Annotated in this window: 18 protein-coding genes and 5 pseudogenes; 10 read left to right on the forward strand and 13 right to left on the reverse strand. The window is 58.3% G+C overall.

Features of this window, described 5'->3' with window-relative positions; all coding sequences use genetic code 11:
• The 9 genes from HHL27_RS04025 to HHL27_RS04065 form a co-directional block, all read right to left on the reverse strand.
• Nucleotides 1-1453, reverse strand: a 1453-nt coding sequence (locus tag HHL27_RS04025; RefSeq protein WP_169492127.1) for a recombinase family protein, incomplete at its 3' end; no start/stop codon positions are given.
• Nucleotides 1450-1863, reverse strand: a complete 414-nt coding sequence (locus HHL27_RS04030) for a DUF2924 domain-containing protein (RefSeq protein ID WP_206069392.1) — start codon at nucleotides 1861-1863, stop codon at nucleotides 1450-1452. The genes HHL27_RS04030 and HHL27_RS04025, both read right to left, overlap by 4 nt.
• Nucleotides 1864-1874: 11 nt before the next feature.
• On the reverse strand, nucleotides 1875-2132 hold the full coding sequence (locus tag HHL27_RS04035; RefSeq protein WP_169492129.1) for a DUF3489 domain-containing protein: 258 nt from the start codon (nucleotides 2130-2132) through the stop codon (nucleotides 1875-1877).
• 346 nt (nucleotides 2133-2478) lie between these two features.
• Nucleotides 2479-3072: a hypothetical protein gene (locus tag HHL27_RS04040; RefSeq protein WP_169492130.1), complete on the reverse strand. Its 594-nt coding sequence runs from the start codon at nucleotides 3070-3072 to the stop codon at nucleotides 2479-2481.
• A 236-nt stretch (nucleotides 3073-3308) separates the two neighbouring features.
• Nucleotides 3309-3797 (reverse strand): hypothetical protein, encoded by a 489-nt coding sequence (locus tag HHL27_RS04045; RefSeq protein ID WP_169492131.1) that lies wholly within the window; start codon nucleotides 3795-3797, stop codon nucleotides 3309-3311.
• Nucleotides 3794-4444, reverse strand: coding sequence for a Rab family GTPase (locus HHL27_RS04050; protein WP_169492132.1), 651 nt, complete (start codon nucleotides 4442-4444; stop codon nucleotides 3794-3796). Before HHL27_RS04050 ends, HHL27_RS04045 begins: the two co-directional genes overlap by 4 nt.
• A gap of 470 nt (nucleotides 4445-4914) precedes the next feature.
• Nucleotides 4915-5814, reverse strand: a complete 900-nt coding sequence (locus HHL27_RS04055) for an alpha/beta hydrolase-fold protein (protein WP_169492133.1) — start codon at nucleotides 5812-5814, stop codon at nucleotides 4915-4917.
• A gap of 40 nt (nucleotides 5815-5854) precedes the next feature.
• Nucleotides 5855-6988, reverse strand: a complete 1134-nt coding sequence (locus HHL27_RS04060; protein WP_240959371.1) for a hypothetical protein — start codon at nucleotides 6986-6988, stop codon at nucleotides 5855-5857.
• Nucleotides 6985-7296, reverse strand: coding sequence for a PadR family transcriptional regulator (locus HHL27_RS04065; protein ID WP_169492134.1), 312 nt, complete (start codon nucleotides 7294-7296; stop codon nucleotides 6985-6987). The genes HHL27_RS04060 and HHL27_RS04065 overlap by 4 nt, the downstream gene beginning before the upstream one ends.
• Nucleotides 7297-7730: 434 nt before the next feature.
• Here HHL27_RS04065 and HHL27_RS04070 point away from each other — a divergent pair, with 434 nt between their 5' ends.
• From HHL27_RS04070 to HHL27_RS04080, 3 genes are all read left to right on the forward strand, one after another.
• The gene (locus tag HHL27_RS04070) at nucleotides 7731-8051 is read left to right on the forward strand and encodes a hypothetical protein (RefSeq protein WP_169492135.1); all 321 of its coding nucleotides are present in this window, start codon (nucleotides 7731-7733) and stop codon (nucleotides 8049-8051) included.
• A gap of 556 nt (nucleotides 8052-8607) precedes the next feature.
• The gene (locus tag HHL27_RS04075; RefSeq protein WP_206069393.1) at nucleotides 8608-10098 is read left to right on the forward strand and encodes a DUF7125 family protein; all 1491 of its coding nucleotides are present in this window, start codon (nucleotides 8608-8610) and stop codon (nucleotides 10096-10098) included.
• Entirely contained in the window at nucleotides 10095-12638 is a 2544-nt protein-coding gene (locus tag HHL27_RS04080; protein ID WP_169492136.1) for an ATP-binding protein, read from the forward strand. Before HHL27_RS04075 ends, HHL27_RS04080 begins: the two co-directional genes overlap by 4 nt.
• A gap of 373 nt (nucleotides 12639-13011) precedes the next feature.
• Here the strand turns inward: HHL27_RS04080 and HHL27_RS04085 are convergent.
• Nucleotides 13012-13368, reverse strand: a pseudogene (locus tag HHL27_RS04085) (integrase core domain-containing protein); the annotation flags it as partial.
• 153 nt (nucleotides 13369-13521) lie between these two features.
• Here HHL27_RS04085 and HHL27_RS04090 point away from each other — a divergent pair.
• Nucleotides 13522-14818 (forward strand): annotated as a pseudogene (locus tag HHL27_RS04090) (IS110 family RNA-guided transposase).
• Between the two features lie 128 nt (nucleotides 14819-14946).
• Here the strand turns inward: HHL27_RS04090 and HHL27_RS04095 are convergent.
• A complete protein-coding gene (locus tag HHL27_RS04095) occupies nucleotides 14947-15126 on the reverse strand; it encodes a hypothetical protein (RefSeq protein WP_169492125.1) in 180 nt (59 codons plus the stop codon).
• A gap of 498 nt (nucleotides 15127-15624) precedes the next feature.
• Here HHL27_RS04095 and HHL27_RS22855 point away from each other — a divergent pair.
• The 5 genes and pseudogenes from HHL27_RS22855 to HHL27_RS04120 form a co-directional block, all read left to right on the forward strand.
• A pseudogene (locus HHL27_RS22855) lies at nucleotides 15625-15780 on the forward strand (hypothetical protein); the annotation flags it as partial.
• Between the two features lie 41 nt (nucleotides 15781-15821).
• Nucleotides 15822-16130: pseudogene (locus HHL27_RS04105) on the forward strand (ATP-binding protein); the annotation flags it as partial.
• 631 nt (nucleotides 16131-16761) lie between these two features.
• On the forward strand, nucleotides 16762-17574 hold the full coding sequence (locus HHL27_RS04110; RefSeq protein ID WP_169492138.1) for a flagellar hook-basal body complex protein: 813 nt from the start codon (nucleotides 16762-16764) through the stop codon (nucleotides 17572-17574).
• Between the two features lie 1037 nt (nucleotides 17575-18611).
• Nucleotides 18612-18875, forward strand: a complete 264-nt coding sequence (locus HHL27_RS22860; RefSeq protein WP_169492139.1) for a LuxR C-terminal-related transcriptional regulator — start codon at nucleotides 18612-18614, stop codon at nucleotides 18873-18875.
• A gap of 295 nt (nucleotides 18876-19170) precedes the next feature.
• Entirely contained in the window at nucleotides 19171-20346 is a 1176-nt protein-coding gene (locus HHL27_RS04120; protein ID WP_169492140.1) for a GGDEF domain-containing protein, read from the forward strand.
• Nucleotides 20347-20813: 467 nt separating this feature from the next.
• Here the strand turns inward: HHL27_RS04120 and HHL27_RS04125 are convergent.
• Both HHL27_RS04125 and HHL27_RS04130 read right to left on the reverse strand, forming a co-directional pair.
• A pseudogene (locus HHL27_RS04125) lies at nucleotides 20814-21981 on the reverse strand (IS3 family transposase).
• A 288-nt stretch (nucleotides 21982-22269) separates the two neighbouring features.
• Nucleotides 22270-22875, reverse strand: coding sequence for a TetR/AcrR family transcriptional regulator (locus tag HHL27_RS04130; protein WP_169492141.1), 606 nt, complete (start codon nucleotides 22873-22875; stop codon nucleotides 22270-22272).
• 450 nt (nucleotides 22876-23325) lie between these two features.
• Here HHL27_RS04130 and HHL27_RS04135 point away from each other — a divergent pair, with 450 nt between their 5' ends.
• A complete protein-coding gene (locus HHL27_RS04135; RefSeq protein ID WP_169492142.1) occupies nucleotides 23326-24516 on the forward strand; it encodes a Gfo/Idh/MocA family protein in 1191 nt (396 codons plus the stop codon).
• The last annotated feature ends 15 nt before the right edge of the window (nucleotides 24517-24531 follow it).

Below are 24531 nucleotides of genomic sequence, written 5' to 3' on the forward strand. Positions count from 1 at the left end.
GACCGACTGAAATATCACATGTGAATATCGGCCCGCGATCTGCTCCCCACCCGGGCGGCATCAAATCGGAACGGTGGGCGCGATCAGATCGGAATGGGGGGGCGGCATCGTCGGAATCCGCACGCAGCTTGGCTTCACGGAATGGCTTCCTGGCTGGCGCAGGGATTTTCCACTGCCATGGAGCGTCGCTGTCGATCCCGAGTGCCGTGCGAGCGAGGTCGATGTGCAGAATGTCCCTCCCGACCTCGATCGAACGTATCAGGCTTTGGACCACCGCTTCACGCTCGCCTGAGTCGTTCAGCTGTGTGGCGAGCGAATAAGCCTTGCCCAGCACCGCCATCAGCTGCTCGCCATTGTCGATACCCAACTGGTGCCGCAGCGCATGAGGATCGCGCAGCAGTTCCACGAGGTGGTCAACGACATGATGCTCGATAGCACCGCACGAGATGCGGGTCGCCTTTGCATCCTCTGGCCGCGCCAGGTCCTTGCGCGTCTCATAGTAAGTGTAGCGCCGTGACCCCTTGGCGCCGTAGGTCGGCACCATCGGACGACCTTCCGGATCGCGGAGCAGACCTCGTAGCAGCGCTGGTTGGGCCGTATTGGTGCAGCGCCGTCTGGGCGGCGCCTTCTGCTTCAGCTGAGCCTGGACAGCATTCCACAGGGCTTCGTCCACGATCGCAGGATGCTCGCCGTGGTAGACATTGCCCTTGTGCACGATCTTGCCGCGGTAAACCGGGTTCTTGAGCAGGTGGAACAGGCTGCCTCGAGCAAACGGAATGCCACCGCGATGCGGCCCGCTGACCCGCTGCTGTACCTTGGTCACCACGCCTTGTTCGCGCAAGCGATCGATGAGGGCAGGGACCGTGCCAACCTCGAGGTAGGAGCGCATGATCGATCGCACCCGCTCGGCTTCTTCACGCACAGGCACCAGCTTGCGTTCGATCACTTCGTAGCCGAGCGGCACGGGGCCGCCCATCCATAGTCCCTTACGCTTGGAGGCTGCGATCTTGTCGCGGATGCGCTCGCCGGTGACCTCGCGTTCGAACTGGGCGAACGAGAGCAGGACGTTGAGCGTGAGCCGTCCCATGCTGGTCGTAGTATTGAACGCCTGCGTCACCGAGACGAAGCTTGCCTCGCGAGCATCGAGGCGTTCGACGATCTTGGCGAAGTCGGCAAGGCTGCGAGTCAGGCGGTCAACCTTGTAGACGACGATGATGTCGACGTTGCCGGCATCGACCTCTTCGAGCAACCGAACAAGTCCGGGACGCATCATGTTACCGCCCGAGAAGCCGCCATCGTCGTAGCTGTCTGGAACCAGGCTCCAGCCTTCGTGGCGCTGGCTCACGATATACGCCTCGCAAGCCTCGCGCTGGGCATCGAGGCTGTTGAACTCCTGCTCCAGTCCATCTTCAGTGGACTTGCGGGTATAAACCGCACATCGCAGCGTCTTCATTTGTTTCGGCTCCCAAGGCCGAAGAACAGCGGGCCGTTCCACCGGCTGCCGGTGATCGCGCGCGCGATGGCCGAGAGCGAACCCCAACGCTTGCCTTCGTACTCGAAGCCATCTTCAAGCACGGTCACGGTGTGCCCTACACCATGCCAGTCGCGGATGAGTCGTGTCCCGACTGTCAGCTTGCGAACAGGGGGCGGTGCAACTGCCCGCTTGGATTTCAGCGCGATGGTCTGTAGCAGCAGGTTGCGGGTCGATCGGGACAAGCCGCCATGGCGTTGTTCCTGCAGGCGATAGGCAAGCCCCAAGCGCAGCTGATCAGTGCCGAGGGCTGGGGCATCTAATCCGAACCGCGCTGCCCACTCGACCTGAAGCTCGTCAACCGACATCGCGCCGATGCGCTCGATCGTCATATAGCGGCGGGTCATTGCGCGCCTGCCCCAACGCGCAGGCAATAGACGCTGGTGCCATCGTCGAGCACCTGCCGCGCCAGAGGCTTGCCCGCCTTGCGAAGACGCGTGAGGAACGCGCGGCAGGTGTGAGGTTGCCAGCCAGTTGCTTCGCACAGCGATGCCAGTGTTGCCCCTGCCTCAGCGGCCAGCAGCTGCTCGACCAGCGATGCTTTGGTCGGGCTGCGCGGAGACCGAGCAGCCCCCAAGTCTTCGATCGGCTCGCGGGTCATTCTTCGGCGGCGTCTTGCGGCCGCTGGAGCGATCTTGGCGCTTTGCTCTATATGTTGCATGTGTGGTGTTCCTTGCAGGAGCGGCAAGATGCCGGTCCCACCACCACAAGCCCCGCGGCGGGGCAGGGCTCAGCGCGGGTGACGAACGCTGCGCTGGAGGATTGATGCTTGCTTTGCAGGTGAAGTCCAGCGCTATGCTATGACTTGGTTTGGGACTTTTTGGGCGTTCCCCATCGATCCTTCCAACGGCACCTGTCTACATGATCAGACATTCAGTGAGCCCTCAAGAAGGTCCAGTGGAAGCGTTCGTGCTACCCACCCGAGGCTTAGAAGAGTGCAATGCGGTCTATGGGAAAACGACCTCCAAAGTCAGAGCGTATTCCTTCGTTTGCTTTAGCGTGCTTTGATATTCGGCATCAAACGTAGCGGATGGTAGCTTGAGTTGAGCTACCACCTTCAGATTTTTGTTGCCTTCAGCAGATAAGTTAAGGGTGAGTGTACGCTTCGTAATCGGATTGACGGTACTTGCTCGGGCCTGCAGCAACGACTTCATGTTGCTGTCCCCTGCAAGACGATGTGTTCGCAACAAATTTTCAGCCGCTTCCAAGTCAGGAGACCCACCGTCGTATTCATCAACTAAACTGAGCTGAGAGCTTAGGCTGTCGTTTGCCGCCCTTCTGATCCCCAGCTTCCCTTTCGTCATTAATCGACCACCGTCTGCCTTCATCGTCTGCACAGTGTCGCTTGTGATCACATCCATCTGTGTGACTGTTACTCGAGTGGCTCCGAGTAGCTGACAAAAGTTCGAGAACAGCATGTGCTTGGCCAGCGCAAACCGCTCAGCGGCTTCGGCGGCATCAACATAATCATCCAAATCATACGGGCTTTGCACCAGAATAGTGCCCGGGACGTAAAGGCCGGCGTCTAGGATGTTCGCCAATGCTCGGCTGTCTGACGGGCCGCTGCTAGGATACATAAGCACGTGGGTTTGCGGATTGTTAAATAGCTGAGTGTCGCCTGTCCGAGAGCACCTCTCAACATCATGCTGCTCCAGCACTGCTACGACACGTCGGCTGGCTGGGTCTCCAGTGCAAAGATCGCTAGGCAAAGTTGGTTCCTCGGTGTCAGGTGCTCGCGTCGCGCCATTAGGTTGGTAAGTAGCTTGGCCGACAGGTTTCAGTAGTTCAGGGCTGCAATAAGTATGATCAGGCTGACGATCAGACCTAAAAGAACGATCGGGGTGCCCATCGAGCGCTTTTTTTTTAAAACTGCGAGTTCGTTTCGGATCGCTTCGAGATGGAAGGGTTCAACCGTGCGCCCGATCCTTGTCGCGAATGCGTGAATGGCACCGATAATGGTTTCCGTCTGATACGCCGGGTCTTCATCATCCGTAAACTCGCCGCAGCAAATTATTGAGGCTCTACGACCAACTATGTCGCGCTCTTGGCAAGATACCTGCGCCATAAATCTCCGGCCATCTACAATCAATTCAGCACCATCATCCTTTAGATGATGATTTCCGGAAAGAGATACATCAGATATGGCATTGGTGATTTTCTGACGGGAAACTTGTTCTTCAGGAATTAGAAGATCATCCCCGTGCTGATAGAAATCGGGCGAGGTGTTGTCCAAAGCTTGTGCCTTGAAGCTCAAAGCCCCCTTCATGCGATCACCTGGTGCAGGATCTCACCTACGAGTTCATTGCTCCCGTTGGCGTCCCTCAAGCTGCCTGCTGCACATTTCACGTGCTTCGAGCCTCCGGCGAGAAAAATAAGTTGTTGCAGTACTGGCGCTTTCCAGAACGCATCTTTGAATCCGGTTACACGGCTAGAGGCGAGAGAGGCATAATCCGGAATAAGGTCACAGTGCGTCGCCACCAAAAAGAACTTAGGCGGCTTCTGCTTGCGGCTCTCTAGCCACTCACCAATGTGCCTCATTTCGCCTGTTATAAGCTTGATATACGTGTCATCGCCTGCATGGATCTTACTGGCGTCCACCATATAGAAAGCGATATCTGCGGCATTATACTGCCGCTCCCATTCCGCATGGGATTGGGTATCCCCAGGCACATCAGTAACCGCCTGAACCGTCAGAGCAAGATCACCGAGACGTACCTTCCGACCCGCGATCTTCTCAGGTTTTGCAGTGGCGAAGTACTCTTCGGGCAACTCCCCGTTCAAGAGGAAGGTGATAAGCGTTGTTTTGCCTGAAGCGCGGGGACCTAATACTGCTATTTTTTTACCGGTGAAAAAAACTAAGATCTGCTCCCACAGGGATTTCGCCTGCTGCGCTTGATCCGCGAACCACTTCATTACCACGAAACTCGTACCCCTGCAGCCTGCAGAACGCATGCACTTGGAGTGTACCTATTGTCACGGAAAAAAGCTTAGCGCGAACTGGCTGAAATCGCGGTGTGATCGAACGGCACGTTTTGGCAAAAGCTGCTGTTCTAGAGCACCGCGTGGAATGGCTTCAATTGGTCGCGTGCAGACGTTAGGTGGAGATAAACCCGACCTGGCAGCTTCCGACCAGAATGCGCCCTTCCTGTCAGCGGATGGGAACGACCGCTCGGGCTGAAAGCGGCCATAGGCAGCCCTAGTCGCTCCGTCGGCGGCAGCGGCCTGAAACCGTTGTTCCGCTCTGGCAGTTCGCCCCCAGTTGTAACCGTCAACGCGTTCCTCCAACGAGCACGTCACGACGAGCTGGAAGCGTAGCGATCTTCGATCTCCGATTCGAAATGGCAATCAGCGGTTTGGAACCCGCCAAGTTGCGTTGATGCAGGTCAGTCCGAGACAAGGAATGCTGCGAGAGATGCTGCATCGGTGCCGCAGTGTCCGCCATAGATCGGATGCCACTCCGTCCTGACGCCGCGACCCCGCGCTCTGTCGGCAAGGCGCTGGGTGCCTTCGAAATTGCCATAGGCGTCGTACAGGCCGTTCGAAAGGTAGAGCGCTGGGTAGCTCGGGCCTGCGCGCTCGATCAGCGTGAGCGGCGAGACACGCTGCCATTCCGCGTTGTTCGCCGCGTATTTGCGCGCCAACATCCAAACTCCGAAGATCATCTTGGGGTCGGCCCCCGTCCGTTTTGCCGACGCGCGGATCTCCGAGAATGTGGCGAATGGTGACACCGTGTAGACGCCGGGGCAGAGCGCTGCGACCTTGGCGAAGCGCGTGGGATAGGACGGGCCCGCAATCAAGACGTTGAGGCCGCCCATCGATTCCCCCAGCAGCAGGCGTCGTTGAGGACGGCCGACCTTCGCCTCTATCGCCGGCAAGCGACGCATCATGTCGTCCAGCAAGCCGCTGTCGGCCTTCTCGCCCTTCGGGGTCAGCAGCCAGGTAGATCCGTAGGACAGCTCGACCACGGTTGGGGGCAACGCGGCGTTCCGTTGCCATTCGCTCTGCACCATCGCGGTGAGGTATGTGTCGTCGTTCCAGATGCGTTCGTCGAGGCCCCTGCCATGGAGATGGTAGAGGATGTCGCCGTTCGTCCCCCGCCTGTCCCGATAGATGCAGTAACGAAGCGATCCATCCGTGCCGCACGTCTGTGTCGCAGGATCGAAGGAAACGACCTGATCGCCACGCCGCTGCGTGATCTGGCCCCACGCGTAAGTGAGCAGGCTCACGATCAACGCGGCGACGAGCCAGTATCGGTAGGGACGGCGCACCATGTTGGCGACCATGCGGCGGAGCTTGCCGCGGGTTTCGGGCAGAGACATGCGATCAGGCCAGTGCAATGAGAAGGTGTCGATCGGACGCTGTCCCATCCGCCGGGTCACGCGCCCAGGCAGCGCCCCCGGCACGGGCGCCTGCGCGTTTCGGAAGGGCCAGAAGGCTCAATGCGTAGCCGATGATGGCGCTGCCGCCGTATCCGACAACCGGCGTTGGATAGTTGCCGAGGGCAGCGGCCAGAATCACGACCAACCAGATCGCACCGAAGGCAGAATAGGTCGCGCGGTTGTCGGGGTCGCGGCGCCAACCGGCGATCGCCGGAACCAGGAGCAGGGCCGAACCGCTCAGCACCGCCAGGCCGGCGACGGCATGCACGTCGAAGGACGAATACAGGATCTGATCGACATACGGGACCGCCGGCAGCCGATCGGCGCGAACAAGCGTTAGCGCGAAACCGATCACACTGGCCGCAAGCGCGGTGAGAACGTACGGGTCCCGGCGTATGGCCGCGAGCGTTGCGAGGTATAATGCGAGCATTGCAGCCATCGACCGGTCGGGCTGAAGGGCCATGGCAAGAGCGGCCGCGATGATGCCCAACGTCGCGGGCGTGCTTCGGGTTCTCGCGAACAGGGCGAGCATCATCGGCAGCAGAACAAGGCTGGGCTGCACGCTCAATCCGCCGATATAGACCCAACGCACAGCCCCCTCGACGTCGGCACCGAGCAACGCCGTTGCCAGCAAGGCACCCGCCATGGCGATGATGGCGGCCTCCGCCGAACATCGTTCTGCCGTGACCGCGCGACCAAGCACCGCCAGCATCGTTAGGCCGATCACCAGCGCGGCGGCGTTGACCCAAAGATAGCGCGTCGGTGCGCCGGCGGCCGCCATATAGACGAGGCCAAGGAGGACGGCACCAGTCGCGCAGAGGATGCCAAGCGCGCGAGGGCTGCGCATCGCAGCACCGCCGAACAAGGCGGCGACTGGGTGAAATACCTGCGCTGCGATCACGCGGGGGAACAGCCCGCACAGGCTGTTGAGCGCGAACAGCAGCGCCGTCGTGTCGTCGGAGATGCCTGCCGTCTCGTATCGGATCGCCCATCCCCAGGATTGCAGCGAGGGGGGCAGCGTCGCTTGCAGCGTGCGGCACGCGAGATTGGCGAGCGAGCGGCGAAGGCCGGTGCTCATGTCGTCGCTTCCCGACGTGGCGAGGCGGGCGCCAGCGCTTGGGCGGGTAGATTGGCGCGGGCAAGCTGCACGCCACTTGCCGTCAGTCGGTACGCATGTCGCGGCGGACGCCCGCCTTCCAGCGGTTGCTGCCATTCCGCTTCGAGATAGCCTTGCGCCTCCAGGCGGATCAGGAGCGGATAAAGCGTCCCGGATTTCACGCCCGCAAGCCGCACCAGTTCATAGCCGTGCGACCATTGGTCGGCTGCGTCGAGGAGAACGGCGAGGACCGTCTTTGCATGGGGGGAAAGCGCGCGTCTTCGGGGCATGTATCATTTACTCTACCTAGATTGATTTATCGTCAAGCCTCCATTTTCGTTAAGCTGAGGCGGCTCGGATATTGTCTGGTACAAACGAAAGCTGCCGCCCGAAGGCGCTGTGTCTAATGACCGGTAAGTCCCAGCCTCAGTCTTTCAGCAGTGCAGGGGCCAGGGGGAATGTATCGCCGGTTCCAGTTCTCTGACTAAGGGCTGCGATCGTCCGGAATGGCGGCGCAGTGCGCATGTCCATCCCCATCGTCCATCATATCGGAAACTGGGCGGAGCGACCGCCGTATGCATGCTGAAAAGCTTAAGTGACGGGTCGCTGATTGGAACGAGCGGGTCTGGCCCGCGCTGCGATTGCGACAGGCCAAAGTTGGGGAACAAAATACCCTTTGGGGCAATTTGTGCGCGGCGGCCGGGGGATTCGGAAAGTCAGCGACATGGTCTGGACATATCGAGTTGTGCATCACGGACACTACGTTGCGCTTCATACCGCCGAAGTCGGTACAGACGGTGCAGTCAAGAGAATAGGCGAGCGGCCGATCGATTTTGCCTTCGATGTCGAAGATGGTGTTAATTGCTTAATCCAGGAGCTGGTTCGTGCTTGCCTTGAAGCCATGGATGCAGCGGTCATTTATCATCAACTCGACGGGGAGGCGGAAGCTATGCCGTCGGGCGGCACATCCGGCGACGACATTTCCGCACGAACAAAAAAGGCTGTGGCCCGTTTGATCATAAATTTGCATGGTCAACCACACTAGGGTCAGTGAACCTGGCGGGGGCGAGAAAGGTCTCGTAGGGAACTAAGGGCGCGATCGGGTCGTGAACGTCTTCGGCTGCCTCGTCGGGCGAAGAGAACCTCCTTGGCCCTTCATGCCGAAAGCACAGCCCTGTGGTTTGTGGTAGAAAAGTAGGCTTTTTCGTCGCTGGAAGAGGTCAGAAATACTTTAAGAGCACCCCTTTGGCATAATCATAAAACGCCGACGCTCGAGTTAAGATTGCCAAGCGCTTCAGTCGTCAAGCGACCTTCGTATTTAGCGGCGTTAATGTGCGGAATGGGCAACCCGCATTTATATTGTAAAACTTAAATGAATTATAGTTCAGTGCGCCGCTTTGCACCGCAGCGAGGTTATGGCGACCACACCATCATTGCATACTCGCGCAAGTTTATTTCCCTGTCTGCTAAAGAGCATGCGCATCCGTTAAGGTTGGAACGAACTTAAGCGTCAAGCGTTTGTGTATCGGCGTCCGCGCACTCTCAACCGGCAGGTCGCTGTTGGGGGGCAGAAGGCGAATTGGTCGGGTCACGGACGAATTATGGACGATACCAAATCGACGATGGCAAGCACTGGCATCGCCGGACTGGATAATGTGCTGGCCGGTGGGTTTCTGCGCGGCCGCGTCTTCCTTCTGGAGGGGAGCCCGGGGACCGGAAAAACAACCATCGCCACTCAGTTCCTGCTGGCGGGTGCTGCTGCAGGCGAAAAGACCCTGTACATCACTCTTTCCGAAACCGAAGAGGAGCTTCGCGAGAGCGCCCAGTCACATGGTTGGTCTTTGGATGGCGTCGATATTTTCGAATTGGTGCCGCCGGAGAACCTCCTAGACGATCAGCAGCAACAGAGCTTGCTCTATTCCTCTGATCTGGAATTGGGAGAAACCACTAGGCGGATATTTGAAGCCTTCGAGCGTTATCGTCCTGACCGCGTGGTGCTGGACAGCCTGTCCGAGATCCGTCTGCTAGCGCAAAGCTCGCTTCGTTATCGACGTCAAATTCTTGCGCTGAAGCATTACTTTGCCCGGCAGAAGGCAACAGTCTTGATGTTGGACGACATGACAACAGAATTGACCGACAAAACGGTTCATAGCGTCGCACATGGCGTGGTTACGCTGGAGGAACTACAACGCGAATATGGTCCAGAACGACGCCGTTTGCGCGTGGTCAAATATCGGGGGCGGCGGTTTCGCGGCGGCTTCCACGATTTCACGATCGAAACCGGGGGGGTGAGAGTTTTCCCACGGTTGGTTTCTGCCGAGCATCACCGACCAATGCTGCGCGACAACGTAACCACCGACATCGCTCCGCTTAACGTTTTGCTTGGCGGAGGAATCGAGCGGGGTTCGAGCGTTCTCATCCTTGGGCCCGCAGGGACAGGGAAATCGCTGCTCGCGCTGACTTTCATATCAAGCGCGGTGGGGCGCGGCGAGAAGGCTGCGATGTTCGTCTTCGATGAAGAACTTGGCCTGCTGATCCAGCGGGCCAAACAATTGGGTATCGATCTGCAGGACATGATCGATAACGACCATCTTGTTCTCGAGCAGGTCGACGCAGCTGAACTTACGCCAGGCGAATTTGCGGATCGGGTGCGTCGGTGCGTCGAGCTGCAGGGCGCGCAGACGGTCGTTGTGGACAGTCTGAATGGTTACCAGGCGGCGATGCCCGAGGAGAATGCGCTCATTCTCCATCTTCATGAGCTTCTGCAGTACCTCAATCGGCGCGGCGCCACCACCTTGCTGACGGTCGCCCAGCACGGGTTGGTCGGGGACATGAAGGCGCCAGTCGATGTTACGTATCTCGCAGATACGGTCATCCTCCTTCGCTATTTTGAGGCGCTTGGTCGGGTTCGCCGGGCGATCTCCGTCGTGAAAAAGCGCACAGGCCAGCATGAAGACACCATTCGCGAGTATCGCATCGGAGGCGCTGCAATTTCAGTTGGGGAGCCCTTGATAGAGTTTCAGGGAGTGTTGCGTGGGGTTCCGGTTCTCGCCGGGGGTGAGACAAAGCTCTTGGATGAGTTAGGCTCTTGATCCGCAGTTTGTCTGAGCGTGCGCTGATCCTCGCTCCTGTCGGCAGAGATGCACAAGTAGCCGCCGCAATGCTGGCGGAGACGCAGATCGACAGTACGGTCTGCACGGACATCCCAGGTCTGGTACAGGAGCTGGACGCGGGCGCGGGATTTGCCATCGTCACGGAGGAGGCGTTCACGACAGCAGACCTGCGACAGCTCGACGCCTGGATTGAGCGTCAGCCCGAATGGTCGGATTTCCCATTCGTCCTGCTCACCCACCGCGGTGGCGGACTGGAGCGCAACCCCGCAGCCGCCCGTCATCTCGAAACACTGGGCAACGTGACTTTCGTCGAGCGGCCATTTCATCCTACAACACTGGTCAGCCTTTCCCGCTCGGCGCTCAGGGGAAGGCGGCGACAATACGAAGCGAGGGCTCGGCTCGAAGCTCTTAGCGAGAGCGAGACCCGCACGCGCGGCAGCGAGACCCGCTTGCGCTTTCTGGCGCAACTCGAAGAGATGCTGTTCGGTGCTTCCACCGCGACCGACGCCATGGGTGCTGCGGTGGCAATGCTCGCCGTCCATCTCGGGGCTTCGCGCTGCGCGTATGCCGATGTCGGCACGGACAGCGATCGGTTCTGGATCCGTGAGGACTACTGCGCTGATGGCGTTCCCAGTTCCGTCGGTGCCTACAGCCTTGATCTGTTCGGCTCCCGCGCAGCGGCTGAACTTCGCGCCGGCTCCCTCCTTGTTGTTCACGATATCGATGAAGAGCTGGCGCCGGGCGACGGCGGCAAAATGTTCGGCTCGATCGGCATTCGCGCGATCATCACGTGCCCTTTGATTAAAGATGGCCGCTTGACGGCCATGATGGCGGTTCATCAGAACAAGCCGCGCCCGTGGTCAGCCGCCGAGGTCGAGCTCGTGCGCCAGGTGGCGGAGCGCTGCTGGGCTCATGTTGAGCGGGCCGGCGCGGAAGCGCGTCTTCGGGAAGGCGAAGAGCGCCTGCGCCTTGCAGTGGAAAATGCAGAGGTCGGCTTCTGGGATGTCGATGAAGTAAACGACAAGCTGATCTGGCCTGCCCGAACGAAGGCTATGTTCGGTATTTCGCCAGATGTTCCCGTCACGATGGACGACTTCTACCAGGGGCTGCATCCCGACGATCTGGAGAAGACCGCGAAAGCTTACGCCGAGGCTGCTGATCCCCAGATCCGCGCGCTGTACGATGTGGAGTATCGCACCGTCGGCAAGGAGGACAAGGTCGTGCGCTGGGTCGCAGCCAAGGGACGGGGCATTTTCGATGCCTCGAACCGTTGCCTCCGCGTCGCCGGCACCGTACTCGACATCACCGTCCGCAAGACGGCCGAAGCAGCACTCAACGAGTTGAACGCCACCCTGGAGGCCAGGATCGAGCAGGCCATCGCGGAGCGCGAGCAAGTCCAGGAAGCGCTTCGGCAAAGTCAGAAGATGGAGGCGATGGGGCAGCTGACCGGCGGCGTGGCCCACGACTTCAACAACCTGCTCGCTCCCATTGTCGGTTCGCTCGATCTGCTGCAGCGGCGGGGGATCGGCAACGAACGAGAGCAGCGCCTGATCGCCGGGGCGATTCAGTCGGCGGAGCGCGCGCGGTTGCTGGTTCAAAGGCTCCTCGCATTTGCCCGCCGTCAGCCGCTTCAGCCGGTCCCGGTCGATATCGCAGATCTGGTCAAAGGCATGGGGGATCTCGTCGAAAGCACGACAGGCCCGCAAATCAAGGTAACCCTGCAGGCGGCGGACAAGCTTCCGCTCGCGCGGGCCGATCCGAACCAGCTCGAGATGGCGCTGCTCAACCTGACGGTAAACGCTCGCGATGCGATGCCGCGCGGAGGAGAGTTGTGCATCGCGGCCACCGCCGAAAGCGTGGGGGAAGATGATTTCTCCCCACTTCATCCAGGCACTTATGTGCGCCTCTCGGTGGCAGACACCGGCAACGGCATGAGCGAGGAAACGCTTTCCCGTGCAATCGAGCCCTTCTTTTCTACCAAGGGAGTCGGGAAGGGGACGGGCCTGGGCCTGTCGATGGTCCACGGTTTGGCGGCCCAGCTGGGCGGGAACCTCACCATCGAAAGCCGACCTGGCATGGGAACGACCGTTGCCCTGTGGTTGCCCACTAGCCCTGATGTAGCTGAGGCGACCTTGTTGACCGACAAAGGCGGCGACGGCATTTTGAATCGAGGCGTTGCGCTTTTGGTCGATGACGAATTTCTGGTGCGGATGAGCACTGCCGACATGCTCACTGATCTTGGTTACGAAGTCGTGGAAGCCGAGTCGGCCGAACAGGCGCTGCATATATTTGATGACCGCAGTTCGATCGATATTTTGATCACAGATCATTTGATGCCGGGCATGACCGGGACGGAACTCATCCGCAATGTTCGTGCACTTCGGCCGAGCATGCCGGTTCTAATGGTATCTGGTTACGCCCAAATAGATGGCGTTCCCGCCGATATTCCTCGATTGGCAAAGCCATTTAGGGCCGCCGAGCTTGTGACGGCGCTGGAGAGCGTGCTGGGTTCGAATTAGGAAGTCATGAGAAAATCATTAACAATGGGTGATTGGTCGGAGTATGTGGTCTTTATCGTACAAAACATACATCCTGTAAGATGGATTAAATAAGAGAGATTGTTATGTCCGAAAAGGAGCCTCATGCGCTATTGAAGGTGCGAGAGGGCGGACTTGTCTTGAGGGTTGACCGGTGAGAAATTTCCGTCATCCGGCAACTAGGACGGAACTCTCTAGCAATAGCGGAATTTGTAGACGCGGCACCGCCTAGCGGCTGCCACCCGACCACACTGCCCGGACGGCACCCCCCTCTTTCTAAGCGCCGGCCGGGAACTTTTTCCTTGGAATCTGTTCTTCGGCCTTGGCGTAACGTCCTGCTTTCCACCAGTTGGGATTAGACCGGGGTAGTTTTGTTGCGCATGAGCGCGGGGTAAGCAATGGCAAGTGCAGCGGAGCCCGTAGGGCGTAGCGGAGCAGGCCGTTGCTTATGCAGTTTGGCGGCGAATGCTACCGGGGGCTCAGGGGCTGAGTGCGGTCGCTCCTGGTTGTAGTCCTTGACCTACGCCGCGATCTGAACGCGAGCGTGGTCCATGCTGAGGAACAGCGTCTCGTTCAGTAGTTCATCCCGCATGCGGCAGTTAAAGCTCTCGACATAGCCAATCTGCATCGGCTGGCCTGGCGCGATGTAGTGCCACTCCACCTCGGCCTCAGCGCTCCGAACGAGCACGGCATTAGAGGTGAGTTCCGTGCCATAGCACATTGGGAACCGGTCCCTCGAAGAGCCGGATTGCCTTGATGAAGGCAAGGGCGCGTAGCGCCCGCAGGCTTCATCAAGGCGGCCATGACCGGCCAGCAGGTCTCTAAAGTGAAGTTGTCGACTCAACCCTTTGGAGACTGACCGACCATGACCAAGCGAAGCCTTACTCCCGCCAACGCCGTGCTGGTAGCCATCGATATGTCCAAGCACCGCCAAGAAGTACTGATCGAACGTCCGGAAGGCGGCCGCCGGCAGCGGATGACTGTGATGGCAACCAAGGCGGACTATGATCGCCTCGCAGCGGACCTCGGAGAGATTGGGCGGCCGATTGTCGTCGGCTTTGAAGCCACCGGTAACTACCATGGCACCCTGGCGCACCGTCTGCTGGCCGCAGGTTTCGAGCTGCGGTTGATTTCGTCGGTTGCGCTAGCCCGAACCCGTGAGGCTTTGCACAACGGCTGGGACAAGAACGATTCCAAAGACGCGCAAGTGATCCTGCATATGCTGCGGATCGGCGCCACCCAGCGCTATGTCGATCCGCTTGCCGCAGGGATCAACGATCTGCAGGAGATGTCGAAGACACACGAAGCCATTTCCAAGGCAAAGACCCAGACCTGGCACCGGATCCTGACGCACTACCTTCCGCTGTACTTCCCGGAGATCGAGCGGTTCGCCGGCAACAGCCGGTCGGACTGGTTCCTGGCCTTGCTCGAGCGGTTTCCTACCCCGGTGAGCATGACATCGCTCGGCCTGGAGGCATTTACGCGCGAGGCCTGGTCGCTGGTCGGCCGCAAGGTCTCCAAGGCTCGCTTAATCAACGATATTTACGAGACCGCTTGCGCTTCGGTCGCACTACCGGTCGACGAGGATGCCGTCGCGATCGCCATGTTCCGCATGGTCATCGCACAAGCATGCAGCCTCATCCGGCAGCGCGACGAGATTGAACGAACCGCCCATGCCTTGCTCGCCGACAACCGCGACTACCAGCTCCTGCGCATAATTCCTGGGATCGGCCCGATCAATGCACTCACAATCCTCGCTGAGGCCGGCGATCTGCGGCGCTTCAACCATCATCGCCAGTTCCTGAAGTTTTGTGGGCTCGACCTGGCCACATGCCAGTCGGGCACTTTCCGCGGGCGGACCAAGCTGTCGAAGTACGGTAACGCCCGGTTACGCCGCACCTTCTGGATGGCGACCCAAGTCGCCATCCGCCAGCGCGACAACAGTTTCCGCGATAAGCTTGGCCGCTATGTTGCCGGCCATGGCAACGACCCCGATCGCCGCCGCAAGGCGATGACTGCACTCACCGCCAAGATGGCGCGCGTCGCGCACGCCGTCATCAAGACGGGAGCCGAGTACCGTCTGTTCGTCGAACGGGCGGACACCAGATGGAAGGACCCCTCTCTGTAGTGCCGTGAGGGCGCTGCGGCGACCCTTTAGATAATGTTCGGGCCTTCCATCTGGCATCCGCATCTCATTTTAAGGACGGTGAGGACCACGACCGGCACGGCCGCTGGATCCTGTGTTTGCTATGGCCGAGAGCGCATTCCTTGACGATGGAAGCCATCTGGATCAGAACGCAATCAGCGCCGATCGCAATCGGCGCAACGAGACCTGCTGGCCGTTTTCCGCCGCTGCTTCCCGACCTAGGACGTTGTCGCTGACGATCATGCCGGGCTTGCCGCGCTCGGCGATCAGATCGGCCAGTTCGCGCACCAGCTTGCGTCCTGAGATGGAGGTGTTGATTTCCACTGAGGATTGACCCTGGAGGGTCGGAAATTTCCACTGAGAATTGGCTCTGACTCACTTTTGCTGGTGGTATGGTAGAGTTTGGTCCCTCAATCGAAGGGATCAGCCATCCATGGTCGATTTCAACGCGCGGACCTTGCACCGGAAGATTTTGCGGTCGTATCGGTTCATACCGTTGGAGAGCATCTCCAGATATTGCTGCGCTCGCGATGCGCGATGACGTTTTGCCCGGACTGTGCGCGACCCTGTCGGCGCGTACAAAGCCGGTATTTGCGTTGTCCCTCGGACCTTTCCATTGGCGGCCGGCGCGTCTCACTTGTGATCGAGGCGCGCCGGTTCTGGTGCGACAGCGTCGTGTGCTCGCGACGCGTCTTCTGCGAACCGTTCGATCGAGATGTGTTGGCGCGTTACGCTCGGCGAACTGCGCGACTTGAGACAATCGTTCATCAACTTGGGCTGGCGCTGGGTGGAAGGCCTGGAGCCGCCTTTTCCAGGCGGCTGATGATAGCCTGTGAGCAAAGATACGTTGTTGCGGGTTGTACGCAGGCGTGTCTCCAGCAATCCGGCGAGCTCACTGTGATCGGAATTGACGACTTCGCCTTCCGACGAGGCCAGACTTACGGAACGATTGTATGCGATCTGGAACGGCGCAAGCCGGTCACCCTGCTACCGGATCGCGCCCTTGAGACCTCACGCACCTTTCTAGCAGCACACCCATCGGCAAGGCCGGCGCCATGGCCGCCCAACTCAGCCGGCTCGACGTCGTGGTCCTCGACGAACTGGGCTACCTGCCGTTCGCCAGATCGGGCGGACAACTGCTGTTCCACCTCATCAGCAAGCTCTACGAGAAGACGTCGGTCATCATCACCACCAACCTTGCCTTCGGCGAGTGGCCAACCGTCTTCGGCGATCCCAAGATGACCACCGCGCTGCTCGACCGCATCACCCACCATTGCGATATCGTCGAGACCGGCAACGACAGCTGGCGCTTCAAGCACCGCAGCTGAGACACCCCAGAAAACGCCTTTGCGCTGCTGCCGCCTCCGGTCGGGCTACGCCCTCCCCACGCCGCCAGCAGCGCAAAACCTGCGCCCAGCATCAACCGATCCACGCAACCGCAAAGGGGGGCCCTTTTGCGCGCCGATAGGGGGTCCCGATTGGACGCCGATTGACAAGCTTGGGATCTATGACATTGCATCCGAGAGCATGCCGTATCTGGCGCATGGATTTGCCGACCGCATCGAGGAATGCTCTGGGTGCGAGGTCCGCACGTTGAAATCGACCATGCATGGCTGATCTCCCAATGGAACAGCCGCAGCCTATCACATCACCAGCAAAAGTGAGTCAGAGCCAATTCTCAGTGTAAATCCAGGGTCACTTCTCAGTGGCAATCAACAGCGTACAGCGCTGACCTCGCTGCACGACGCCGAAAGCCGTGCATCCGCGGTCTTGGTGCTGTTTCCGGGCCGGCACGAGATTGCCGAATGGGCAGTTCCTTGCCGCTGCGCGGTCAACTCAATCGATTGCCAAAGATTTAACCGAGTTTGGCACTGAAATTGCTATGAAAAATTCGATTTTGATAACGTGCAGCAGCATTGCACAAATGGGTCAGGAATCTGACAGAAATGAGCTGAATTCATGTCGTTTTACACATCCTTGAATGGTTTAAAGAATGCGCAGACGGACTTGAATGTCATTAGCCACAACATTGCAAATTCCGAAACGACAGGTTTCAAAAAAAGCCATACGCAATTCGCCGACATCGTTGCTGGAGGTGCCCTCGCCAACCCGAAGCTTATTCAAGGGATAGGGTCGCGGCTCGAGGCGATTTCGCAAAATTTTTCACAAGGCGCGCTGCAGCAGACAGGAAGCGCACTGGACCTAGCGATCAGCGGAGATGGTTTCTTCAACACGGTATCTGCGACATCGGGCCAGACCTTTTATACGCGCAACGGAGCCTTTGCTTTAGACGGAAATGGGAATGTCCAGGACGGGTCCAATAACATTCTGCAAGTATTCCCGACCGACGCTACGGGTGCAATAACGAGCACAACGTTATCCAATTGCACAATACCCGCAACCGATGTAGCTGGCGCACAATTCGCGGGTCTTACCGTCGCTGATGACGGTAAGGTTACAGCATCATATGATGACGGTACAAATATTGTAGTAGGTTGTGTGGCGGTCGCTTCATTTCTTTCTCCAAATGGATTGCGCCAGTTGGGCTCATCGAACTGGGCCGCTACAGGAATCTCCGGAGCCGCGTCTTATGGCCAACCTAACACTGGGAAATTCGGCGCGCTCATGTCTGGAACCCTGGAGCGCTCCAATGTCGATATCGCTGAGGAGCTGGTGGGCCTGATTACCGCGCAGCGAAACTTTCAAGCAAATGCGAAGGCGATCGATACCGCCTCACAGATATCCCAGACGGTTATTAACCTGCGAACGTAATTTGACCACATTCTACATTGTTTGAATATATCTATAATGAATATTAATTTGGAATTGATAGAACTAAAAGAAATAAGCTTACAGACCAGATGTCTTAATCTGCCAAATTTCATCGGAAGTAATGTCACGCTCTGATGAAATTATAGAAATTTCGAATGGTTGTAGAGGATGGATTGGCCAAAAATTATATTTTTTGACATTGGAAAATTGTCGATGGTTAGTCAATTAGCGCGATACAGGCATCGTATTACACCGATCTTAAGAAAATGTGCTCGACTAAGTCGAGAGTTTTTTTGAGGCGTAGTGCGTATGTTTAAATCAAATATGAAAGAAGTCATGCCGATTAAGGTTGTTTGGTTGCAAAATGTTGTCCAAAAAATTCACCCGTCTGAAGACGAATGGAGTGACGATGACGTGGCGAGGTATGCTCTTTCAGTGCATCGGATACCGGATGACATCTTGCTTTGGCACAAGCAGCAAAACGTAGACGTTATGCGGCGGGGGCGCTCGACAGGCGATACGAAGGCGGCAGACGGTAGCGCCATTTTTAAGATATCCGTCGGGTACGCATTTGATTGTCCAACGAAATTCAGTTTATTTTGTCAAAAATTTGTAGATGAGCAGACGTCTTAATCTAATAAATAATTGTGATGTAAGCAACGCGATGCAATAGAGGATTGGTGTCGCTGTGAGAGAGTTTAGATTGGGATAATGCTGAGAAAAACGGTGGGTGCGATGGTCATGCCAAGTTTTCGAACTTCAATAGTGCCGATAATCATCACGTCTGTGCTCACGTCGTCGAGGGCGACGATCACCGAAAGCCTGAGATATTTAGGGCCTTCTGCGAAGCAGTGATTTCCTACTAGCTTTATAGCGCCATCGATGAATTGTTGGCATACGGCCCGCAATCTGGTTTCATTTTTTTCAGGATGACCTCCACGGGATGCGGTTAAGGGAGGCGATGTCCCAACTTGCGCGAGATGGTCTAGGGCTAGAGATCGTGGCATTTTCCCACGATCCTGGAGTCGATAAGGTGGTTGCCGCGATCAAAGGCGGAGCGTCCAATTACGTTAACTTTCCGTTCGAACCAACCTCGATCCAGCGCGCATTCAAGCTGGTTCAGGGAGGAAAGATCACATCGCCAGCGTATCATTTTCAAGCGCGCAAAGTATATTAGTGCAATTAGTAAACTGTCTGATCGGCAAAGGCAAATATTAAACCTTCTTATGGAGGGTAAGCCCAATAAGATCGTGGCCGATATTCTTGGAATAGGTCATCGTACTGTTAAAAGCCACCGTTGAGCGTACTTAATAAGCTTGGCGTGAGGACAATAGCAGCTGCGGCGCCGATATGGGTCTGCGCCTCAGAAATTGTAAAAAAAGAAGTTTAGGTTCCAGTGGCATTGTAACCTTGTGCCCGAAGGCATGGCAGGTTGAAGTTTCCCCACCGTAACGCTCATTGGCTCAAAGATGCGGTCAGGCAGGCGGTCAGCCGGTGCCGTCGCTCTCATAGGCCTTCACCCGGAGAGCCTTTGATTTTTTATAAGAATTTTGCCTCTACAATGCGGCCATGCGAAGCTCTGCGAACACCGATCGATTGAATTTTGCTGGTACAGGCAATGTGCAATCGCCGCTACCGATTGCAGTCTACCGACAGTTTGTAGACACGCTTTTCAGTATGCACCTGCCGATCGCGGGTTTGGGGCTGGTTTACTCCTTGGTCGCCGCGCTGGTCGCTCGAGCCAGCTACGATGCGATGATGGGCTGGCTCGCTTTAGCTGGCGGTGCCGTCACCATTTTGCGGTCTCTGCACTTGCTTGCTTACAGCCGGGCGCGAGCCAACATCGAATATGCGTCCCTGCGTCGATGGGAGCTGCAATATGGCATCGGCGTGGCAGCGTTCGCTTTGCTGGTTGCTTTGTTGAACGTGCTAGCTTTTGTATCGAGCGCTCCTGTGGTCCAGCTATTATCGCTCAGTATCTATTTTTCGTTCGGTGCCGGTTTGGTTTCGCGCATATCGATAAGACCAAGAATATGCTCAACCGGAATTATAATAGCAACTCTTCCAACGGTAGCTGCTATTATCGTCTCGCGCCGCCTTGCCGGATCGCCATCGCTGTACGCGGAACTCTACCTATTGCTGGCGATCCTTATTGGTACGATTGCGGTAATGAGTCTCCAGACATTGTCGCACCTTTATAAGAAGGCCGTGATCCATCACGTGCATGAACACGATATGGCAAACCTCGCCAAACGTGACAGTTTGACTGGGCTTGCAAACCGTTTGCTGTTGAGGGAGCATTTTCACGGTGCAAATAGGGCTAAAAAGGATCGGAGCTTACCTTTTGCCCTGCACTACATCGACCTCGACGGCTTCAAGCCCGTCAACGATACATATGGGCATTTGGCCGGAGATGCACTTCTAACTGAAGTTGCGCGTCGACTGGAATCTACGGTTCGCTCGTCTGATACAGTGGCAAGGCTCGGTGGTGACGAGTTTGTTGTATTGCAAGTGGATGTTACCAATAAAAGTGACGCTGAAATATTGGCGAGTCGTATTGTAAAGCGACTTAGTGTACCATATGCTCTCGGACAAAATGTTATTACGATTTCAGCAAGCGTGGGTGTTGCCATACGAAGTTCTTTGATAGCAGATTTCGATCTGCTCTTGTCCTGTGCCGATAAGGCGCTCTATCAGGCGAAGGCGGCTGGCAAGAGCCGCGTCAGCTTCTTTACCGAAAGTGAGGCATTTGACTTGCTGATGGCCGCCTGAGCGAGGCTGGCTACTTTTTTTCGGCGAGCCCCGTTTTACAGCTACTACTTGCACGGAGTAAGTAGCTCAAGCGGCAAGCTGTGTCATTCAGCTACGCGGCTTATTATTTCGGCGGTTACCAAGGTAGGTATGCACCTGAATGCCTGATTTCTGAGCGTAACTTGCAAAAGTCCAAAGTTGAGCAAATTGTGCTCAACCACGCGTGGAACGGTGCCGATTGAGGCGGGTTAAGGCAGTTAGTCGGATGCCGCTTCACACTGGACGGTGCCAACGGGACACAAATCATGGCAGATCTCAGCGGAAACCCCCAAAAATGATATGATAAGCGGCGGAATCTTAGACGATGTTATTGTTGATTTCCATTTGGCTCTGACTCACTTTTGCTGGTGGTATGGTAGAGTTTGGTCCCTCAATCGAAGGGATCAGCCATGCATGATCGGCCCCCACCGAGTGGTCCGGGTTGTTTGTTAGTGTAAGATTGCCTCCGGCGCCATGGCTGGCCGCAGGTGTAGCGAAGCGGAACCGGAGGGCGGCCATGGCGCCGTCGCGGTTTCCGGGGCCGGCGGGCGATAACCCAGAGAGCTATGCGGCCTGACGGTGTTGTAGTGCCGCCGCCAGGCCTCGATCAGTATACGGGCTTCTGTCAGGGTGTAGAAGATCTCGCCGTTCAAGAGCTCGTCACGCATCGAGCGTTGAAGGACTCGCAGTAGCCGTTTTCCCATGGGCTGCCCGGCGTGATGTAGAGTGTCTTCACGCCGATTCTGGCCAGCCACTGCTGCACGGCATTGGCGATAAACTCGGGGCCGTTGTCGGACCTGATATGCGCCGGTGGGCCGCGCGTGACAAACAACTCGGCCAGTGCCGCCAGAACATCCTCGCTCCTGAGCCGTCGAGCTACCGGCAGGGCCAGGCACTCCCTGCTGGCCTCGTCGATGATCGACAGGATGCGGAACTTGCGGCCATCGTGCGTGCGCCCCTCGACGAAGTCGTAGGACCACACGTGCCCAGGATACTCGGGCCGCAGCCGGATGCACGATCCATCGTTGAGCCAGAGGCGGGAGCGCTTCGGCTGCTTCTGCGGCACCTTGAGCCCCTCGCGCCGCCAGATGCGCTCGACCCGCTTGCGGTTCACATGCCAACCGGCATCGCGCAGCAGGGCCGTCACCCGGCGATAGCCGTAGCGGCCATATTGCCGGGCGAGAGCGATGATGTCCTCCGTTAGGGCTGCTTCGTCGTACGCCCCGCGTGGCGTCTTGCGCTGCGTCGATCGATGCTGTCCGAGCACGCGGCACACCCGCCGCTCGGAGACAGCCATCATTCCTCTGATGTGATCGATGCAGCGCCGGCGCCTGGCGGGGCTCAGTAATTTCCCCGCGCCGCCTCCTGCAGGACCATTTTATCGAGCGTCAGATCCGACACCGCCTGCCGCAGCCGGGCGTTCTCTCGCTCGAGATCCTTCATCCGCCGCGCCTGATCCATCTTCAGTCCGCCGTACTCCTTGCGCCAGCGGTAGTAGCTCTGTTCGGTGACGCCGATCCGCCGGCAGGCGTCGGCCACCGTCCCGCCCTGCGCCAACACAATCTCCGCCTCACGCAACTTGCCGATGATCTCCTCGGGCTTGTGCTTCCGCGCCATTCCATTCCTCCTTCGTGGTCCAGACTATGATAGTCGATGGGCCACTCAGAAGGGGGCAGATCACAGCGACACCGAAGAGTGCGAACCTGCGACCTGGTTCTCGCCGCGTGAATGCGCCCGCATCGACGTGATGACCGAACAGGTCCTCGGCCAAAGCGATGGCTATGCGATGGTGCTTCTGCACATCGAGCGAAGCGAGCGCTAACGCCGCCATTCTCGCTCGGCCAAGGCCGGTCGATCGCTGCTCGGCCCAACATCATTTCGCTGAGGCGCGCATGCCCGCACCTGCTACGCCGCGAGCGCCGATCCGACAGCCCGATCCACCACCCAGTCGCAGATTTCCTCGATGCTGTATCTGCCATCGTCGAAGGGACGAATTATGCCCTTGTTGATCATCGAGACTAACCCGTAGATCGAGGTCCACAGTCCGATGTTGCGCAGGCCGGCTTCCTTCTCGTTAATGTCGGGAAGGCAGCGCCTGATCGAGTCAGCACCGGATTGATGGCTCAATTCCTGATAGTGCTGAAGTTGCGGCGCGACTTCGGGGCGGGTGAGATCGCTCTCGTACATCAGCTCGAGCATGTGAGGGTTGTCGAGCGCGAAACGGACGAAGTTCATCGCCCGCGATTTGACCACATCTACCGCCGAGAGGCCATCTTCCGCCTTCGCCGAAGCTTCCTGCAACAAACCCTCGAACTGGTCGATGGCCAGCGCAAGCAGGAACGCACGCCGGTCTGGAAAGTGGTGATAAGGCGCCCCGGGCGAGACGCCGACCTGTTGAGCCAGCATGCGAATGGAAAGACCCTGATGGCCGTTGATCCGCACGTACTCACGCCCTGCGTCGATCAGATCCTGGCGCAGGTTCTCTTTGTGATAGGGCTTCTTGGGCTTCATGGTGACCTTGCCAGTGATTAGATTGCCCTAACACCATTCTGCTGGCTTGCCAGCCCCTGGTGCCCAGCGCGGCGCGCCGGATAAAGTTGACCGCCATGACCGGACCAAACCGTGCATTGAACTGAAGGTCAGACCTCACCACCAATCGGTGATTAAATGGTGGTAATGGGCAATGATGCCAGATTTGTCCGTTGGGAAATTGTGGGGCGCAACTGGAATTGCGCGAGTGTTTCTGCGCGGAGCGCAGGGCTCGCCAACGGGCATGGTCACAGCGCCGGTCCCGGCATGAGCGAGGACGACAGCCAGGCCAACGCGCCCGTGCTTGATTGCTGGCTTGCGCAAACCTGGAACTTGGACGCGTCGTTGCCGCAAGCAACCCTCGCAGGATCTCCCCCCGCGGGCAGTTGACTTGGCTGAAGCTGCTATTTAATCAGTGATTAAATAGAATCGATGGGCGGGATGGCGATGGAAGCGGTGCGGACAGCGGTAATCGGGCTCGGCGATATCAGCGGGGTCTATCTGCACGCGATCTCCCGCTCGCCTGCGGTCGATCTGTGCCGCGTGGCTTCGCGCAGTTCTGCGAGAGCGCAGCATGTGGGCGCGCAGTTTGACGCCGAGCCGAGCGATGTTGCGAGCGTGCTGGCCGATCCGTCGATCGAGATGGTCGTCAATCTGACCCCCGCGATCGCGCATGACGACCTGAACGAAGCGATCATCTCCGCCGGCAAACACCTCTATTCCGAAAAGCCATTCGCGCTCTCAAAAGCGGTTGCAAGCGGCTTGGCTGCATCAGCGGCCCGCAAGGGGGTGCTTGTCGGATCCGCGCCGGACACGCTCTATGGCAGTGTCCATCAGGCTGCGCGGCGTGCCGTCGATCAGGGCGCGATCGGGCGCGAAGTATTTGGCATGTCCTTTATCGGCTTGCCGGGTCTGGAAATGTTTCACCCCAATCCGTCGGCGTTCTATCGGCCAGGCGGCGAGCCGCCGTTCGACGTCGGCCCGTACTACATCGCCATGTGGATCAATCTGCTGGGGCCCGTGCGGCGCGTACACGCTACCTCGGCATCGGGTCAGGATATGCGCGAAGTCCGTCGCGGGCCGCTCGCCGGAACCCGCTTTGCCGTGCAGGTCGATACGACCTTCAATGCGATCCTCGAATTCGAGACCGCCTCGGTCAGCCTGGTCCTGTCGCTCGATGTGGTCACGCCCACGCTGCGGCCGGGCGAGCTCTTCGGTAGCGTCGGGAGCCTTGCTCTGGCTGATCCGATGTTCTTCAGCGGCTCCGCGTCCCTCACAATCGCAGGGAGCGCTCCGCAGCCACTCGACACGACCGGCCTGCCCTTTGCCGAGCCAAACCGCCGCAATCATCTCGGCGTGCCGGTGGCGGACTACCGCGGGGTGGGCCTCATCGATCTGGCGCTGGCGATCCGCACCGGCAGGGCGAACCGGAAGACGGCGGATTTCATCGTCCATTCGGTCGAGGTGATGGAAGCTATCGCGATCGCTGCGCGCACCCGTCACGCCGTCGACCTCACCACCACCTGCGCGCGCCCCGAACCGCTGGATCCGGTCGACGACGCAGCGCTGATCGCGCTGACGGCTTCGCCGTTCGACTTCGATCCTGCCGATGCAGGCCACTGAATACAACAGAGGCTG

The sequence above is a fragment of the Novosphingobium olei genome, from assembly GCF_012927405.1.
Lineage (GTDB): Bacteria > Pseudomonadota > Alphaproteobacteria > Sphingomonadales > Sphingomonadaceae > Novosphingobium > Novosphingobium olei.

Excerpts from the sequence above, each read along its gene's own strand:
- HHL27_RS04135 (WP_169492142.1), top strand. The coding sequence starts at position 23,326 with ATGGGCGGGATGGCGATGGAAGCGGTGCGGACAGCGGTAATCGGGCTC.
- HHL27_RS04060 (WP_240959371.1), bottom strand. The coding sequence starts at position 6,988 with ATGAGCACCGGCCTTCGCCGCTCGCTCGCCAATCTCGCGTGCCGCACG.
- HHL27_RS04055 (WP_169492133.1), bottom strand. The coding sequence starts at position 5,814 with ATGGTCGCCAACATGGTGCGCCGTCCCTACCGATACTGGCTCGTCGCC.
- HHL27_RS04070 (WP_169492135.1), top strand. The coding sequence starts at position 7,731 with ATGGTCTGGACATATCGAGTTGTGCATCACGGACACTACGTTGCGCTT.
- HHL27_RS04035 (WP_169492129.1), bottom strand. The coding sequence starts at position 2,132 with ATGACCCGCGAGCCGATCGAAGACTTGGGGGCTGCTCGGTCTCCGCGC.
- HHL27_RS04050 (WP_169492132.1), bottom strand. The coding sequence starts at position 4,444 with ATGAAGTGGTTCGCGGATCAAGCGCAGCAGGCGAAATCCCTGTGGGAG.
- HHL27_RS04130 (WP_169492141.1), bottom strand. The coding sequence starts at position 22,875 with ATGAAGCCCAAGAAGCCCTATCACAAAGAGAACCTGCGCCAGGATCTG.
- HHL27_RS04110 (WP_169492138.1), top strand. The coding sequence starts at position 16,762 with ATGTCGTTTTACACATCCTTGAATGGTTTAAAGAATGCGCAGACGGAC.
- HHL27_RS04045 (WP_169492131.1), bottom strand. The coding sequence starts at position 3,797 with ATGAAGGGGGCTTTGAGCTTCAAGGCACAAGCTTTGGACAACACCTCG.
- HHL27_RS04065 (WP_169492134.1), bottom strand. The coding sequence starts at position 7,296 with ATGCCCCGAAGACGCGCGCTTTCCCCCCATGCAAAGACGGTCCTCGCC.
- HHL27_RS04075 (WP_206069393.1), top strand. The coding sequence starts at position 8,608 with ATGGACGATACCAAATCGACGATGGCAAGCACTGGCATCGCCGGACTG.
- HHL27_RS04030 (WP_206069392.1), bottom strand. The coding sequence starts at position 1,863 with ATGACGATCGAGCGCATCGGCGCGATGTCGGTTGACGAGCTTCAGGTC.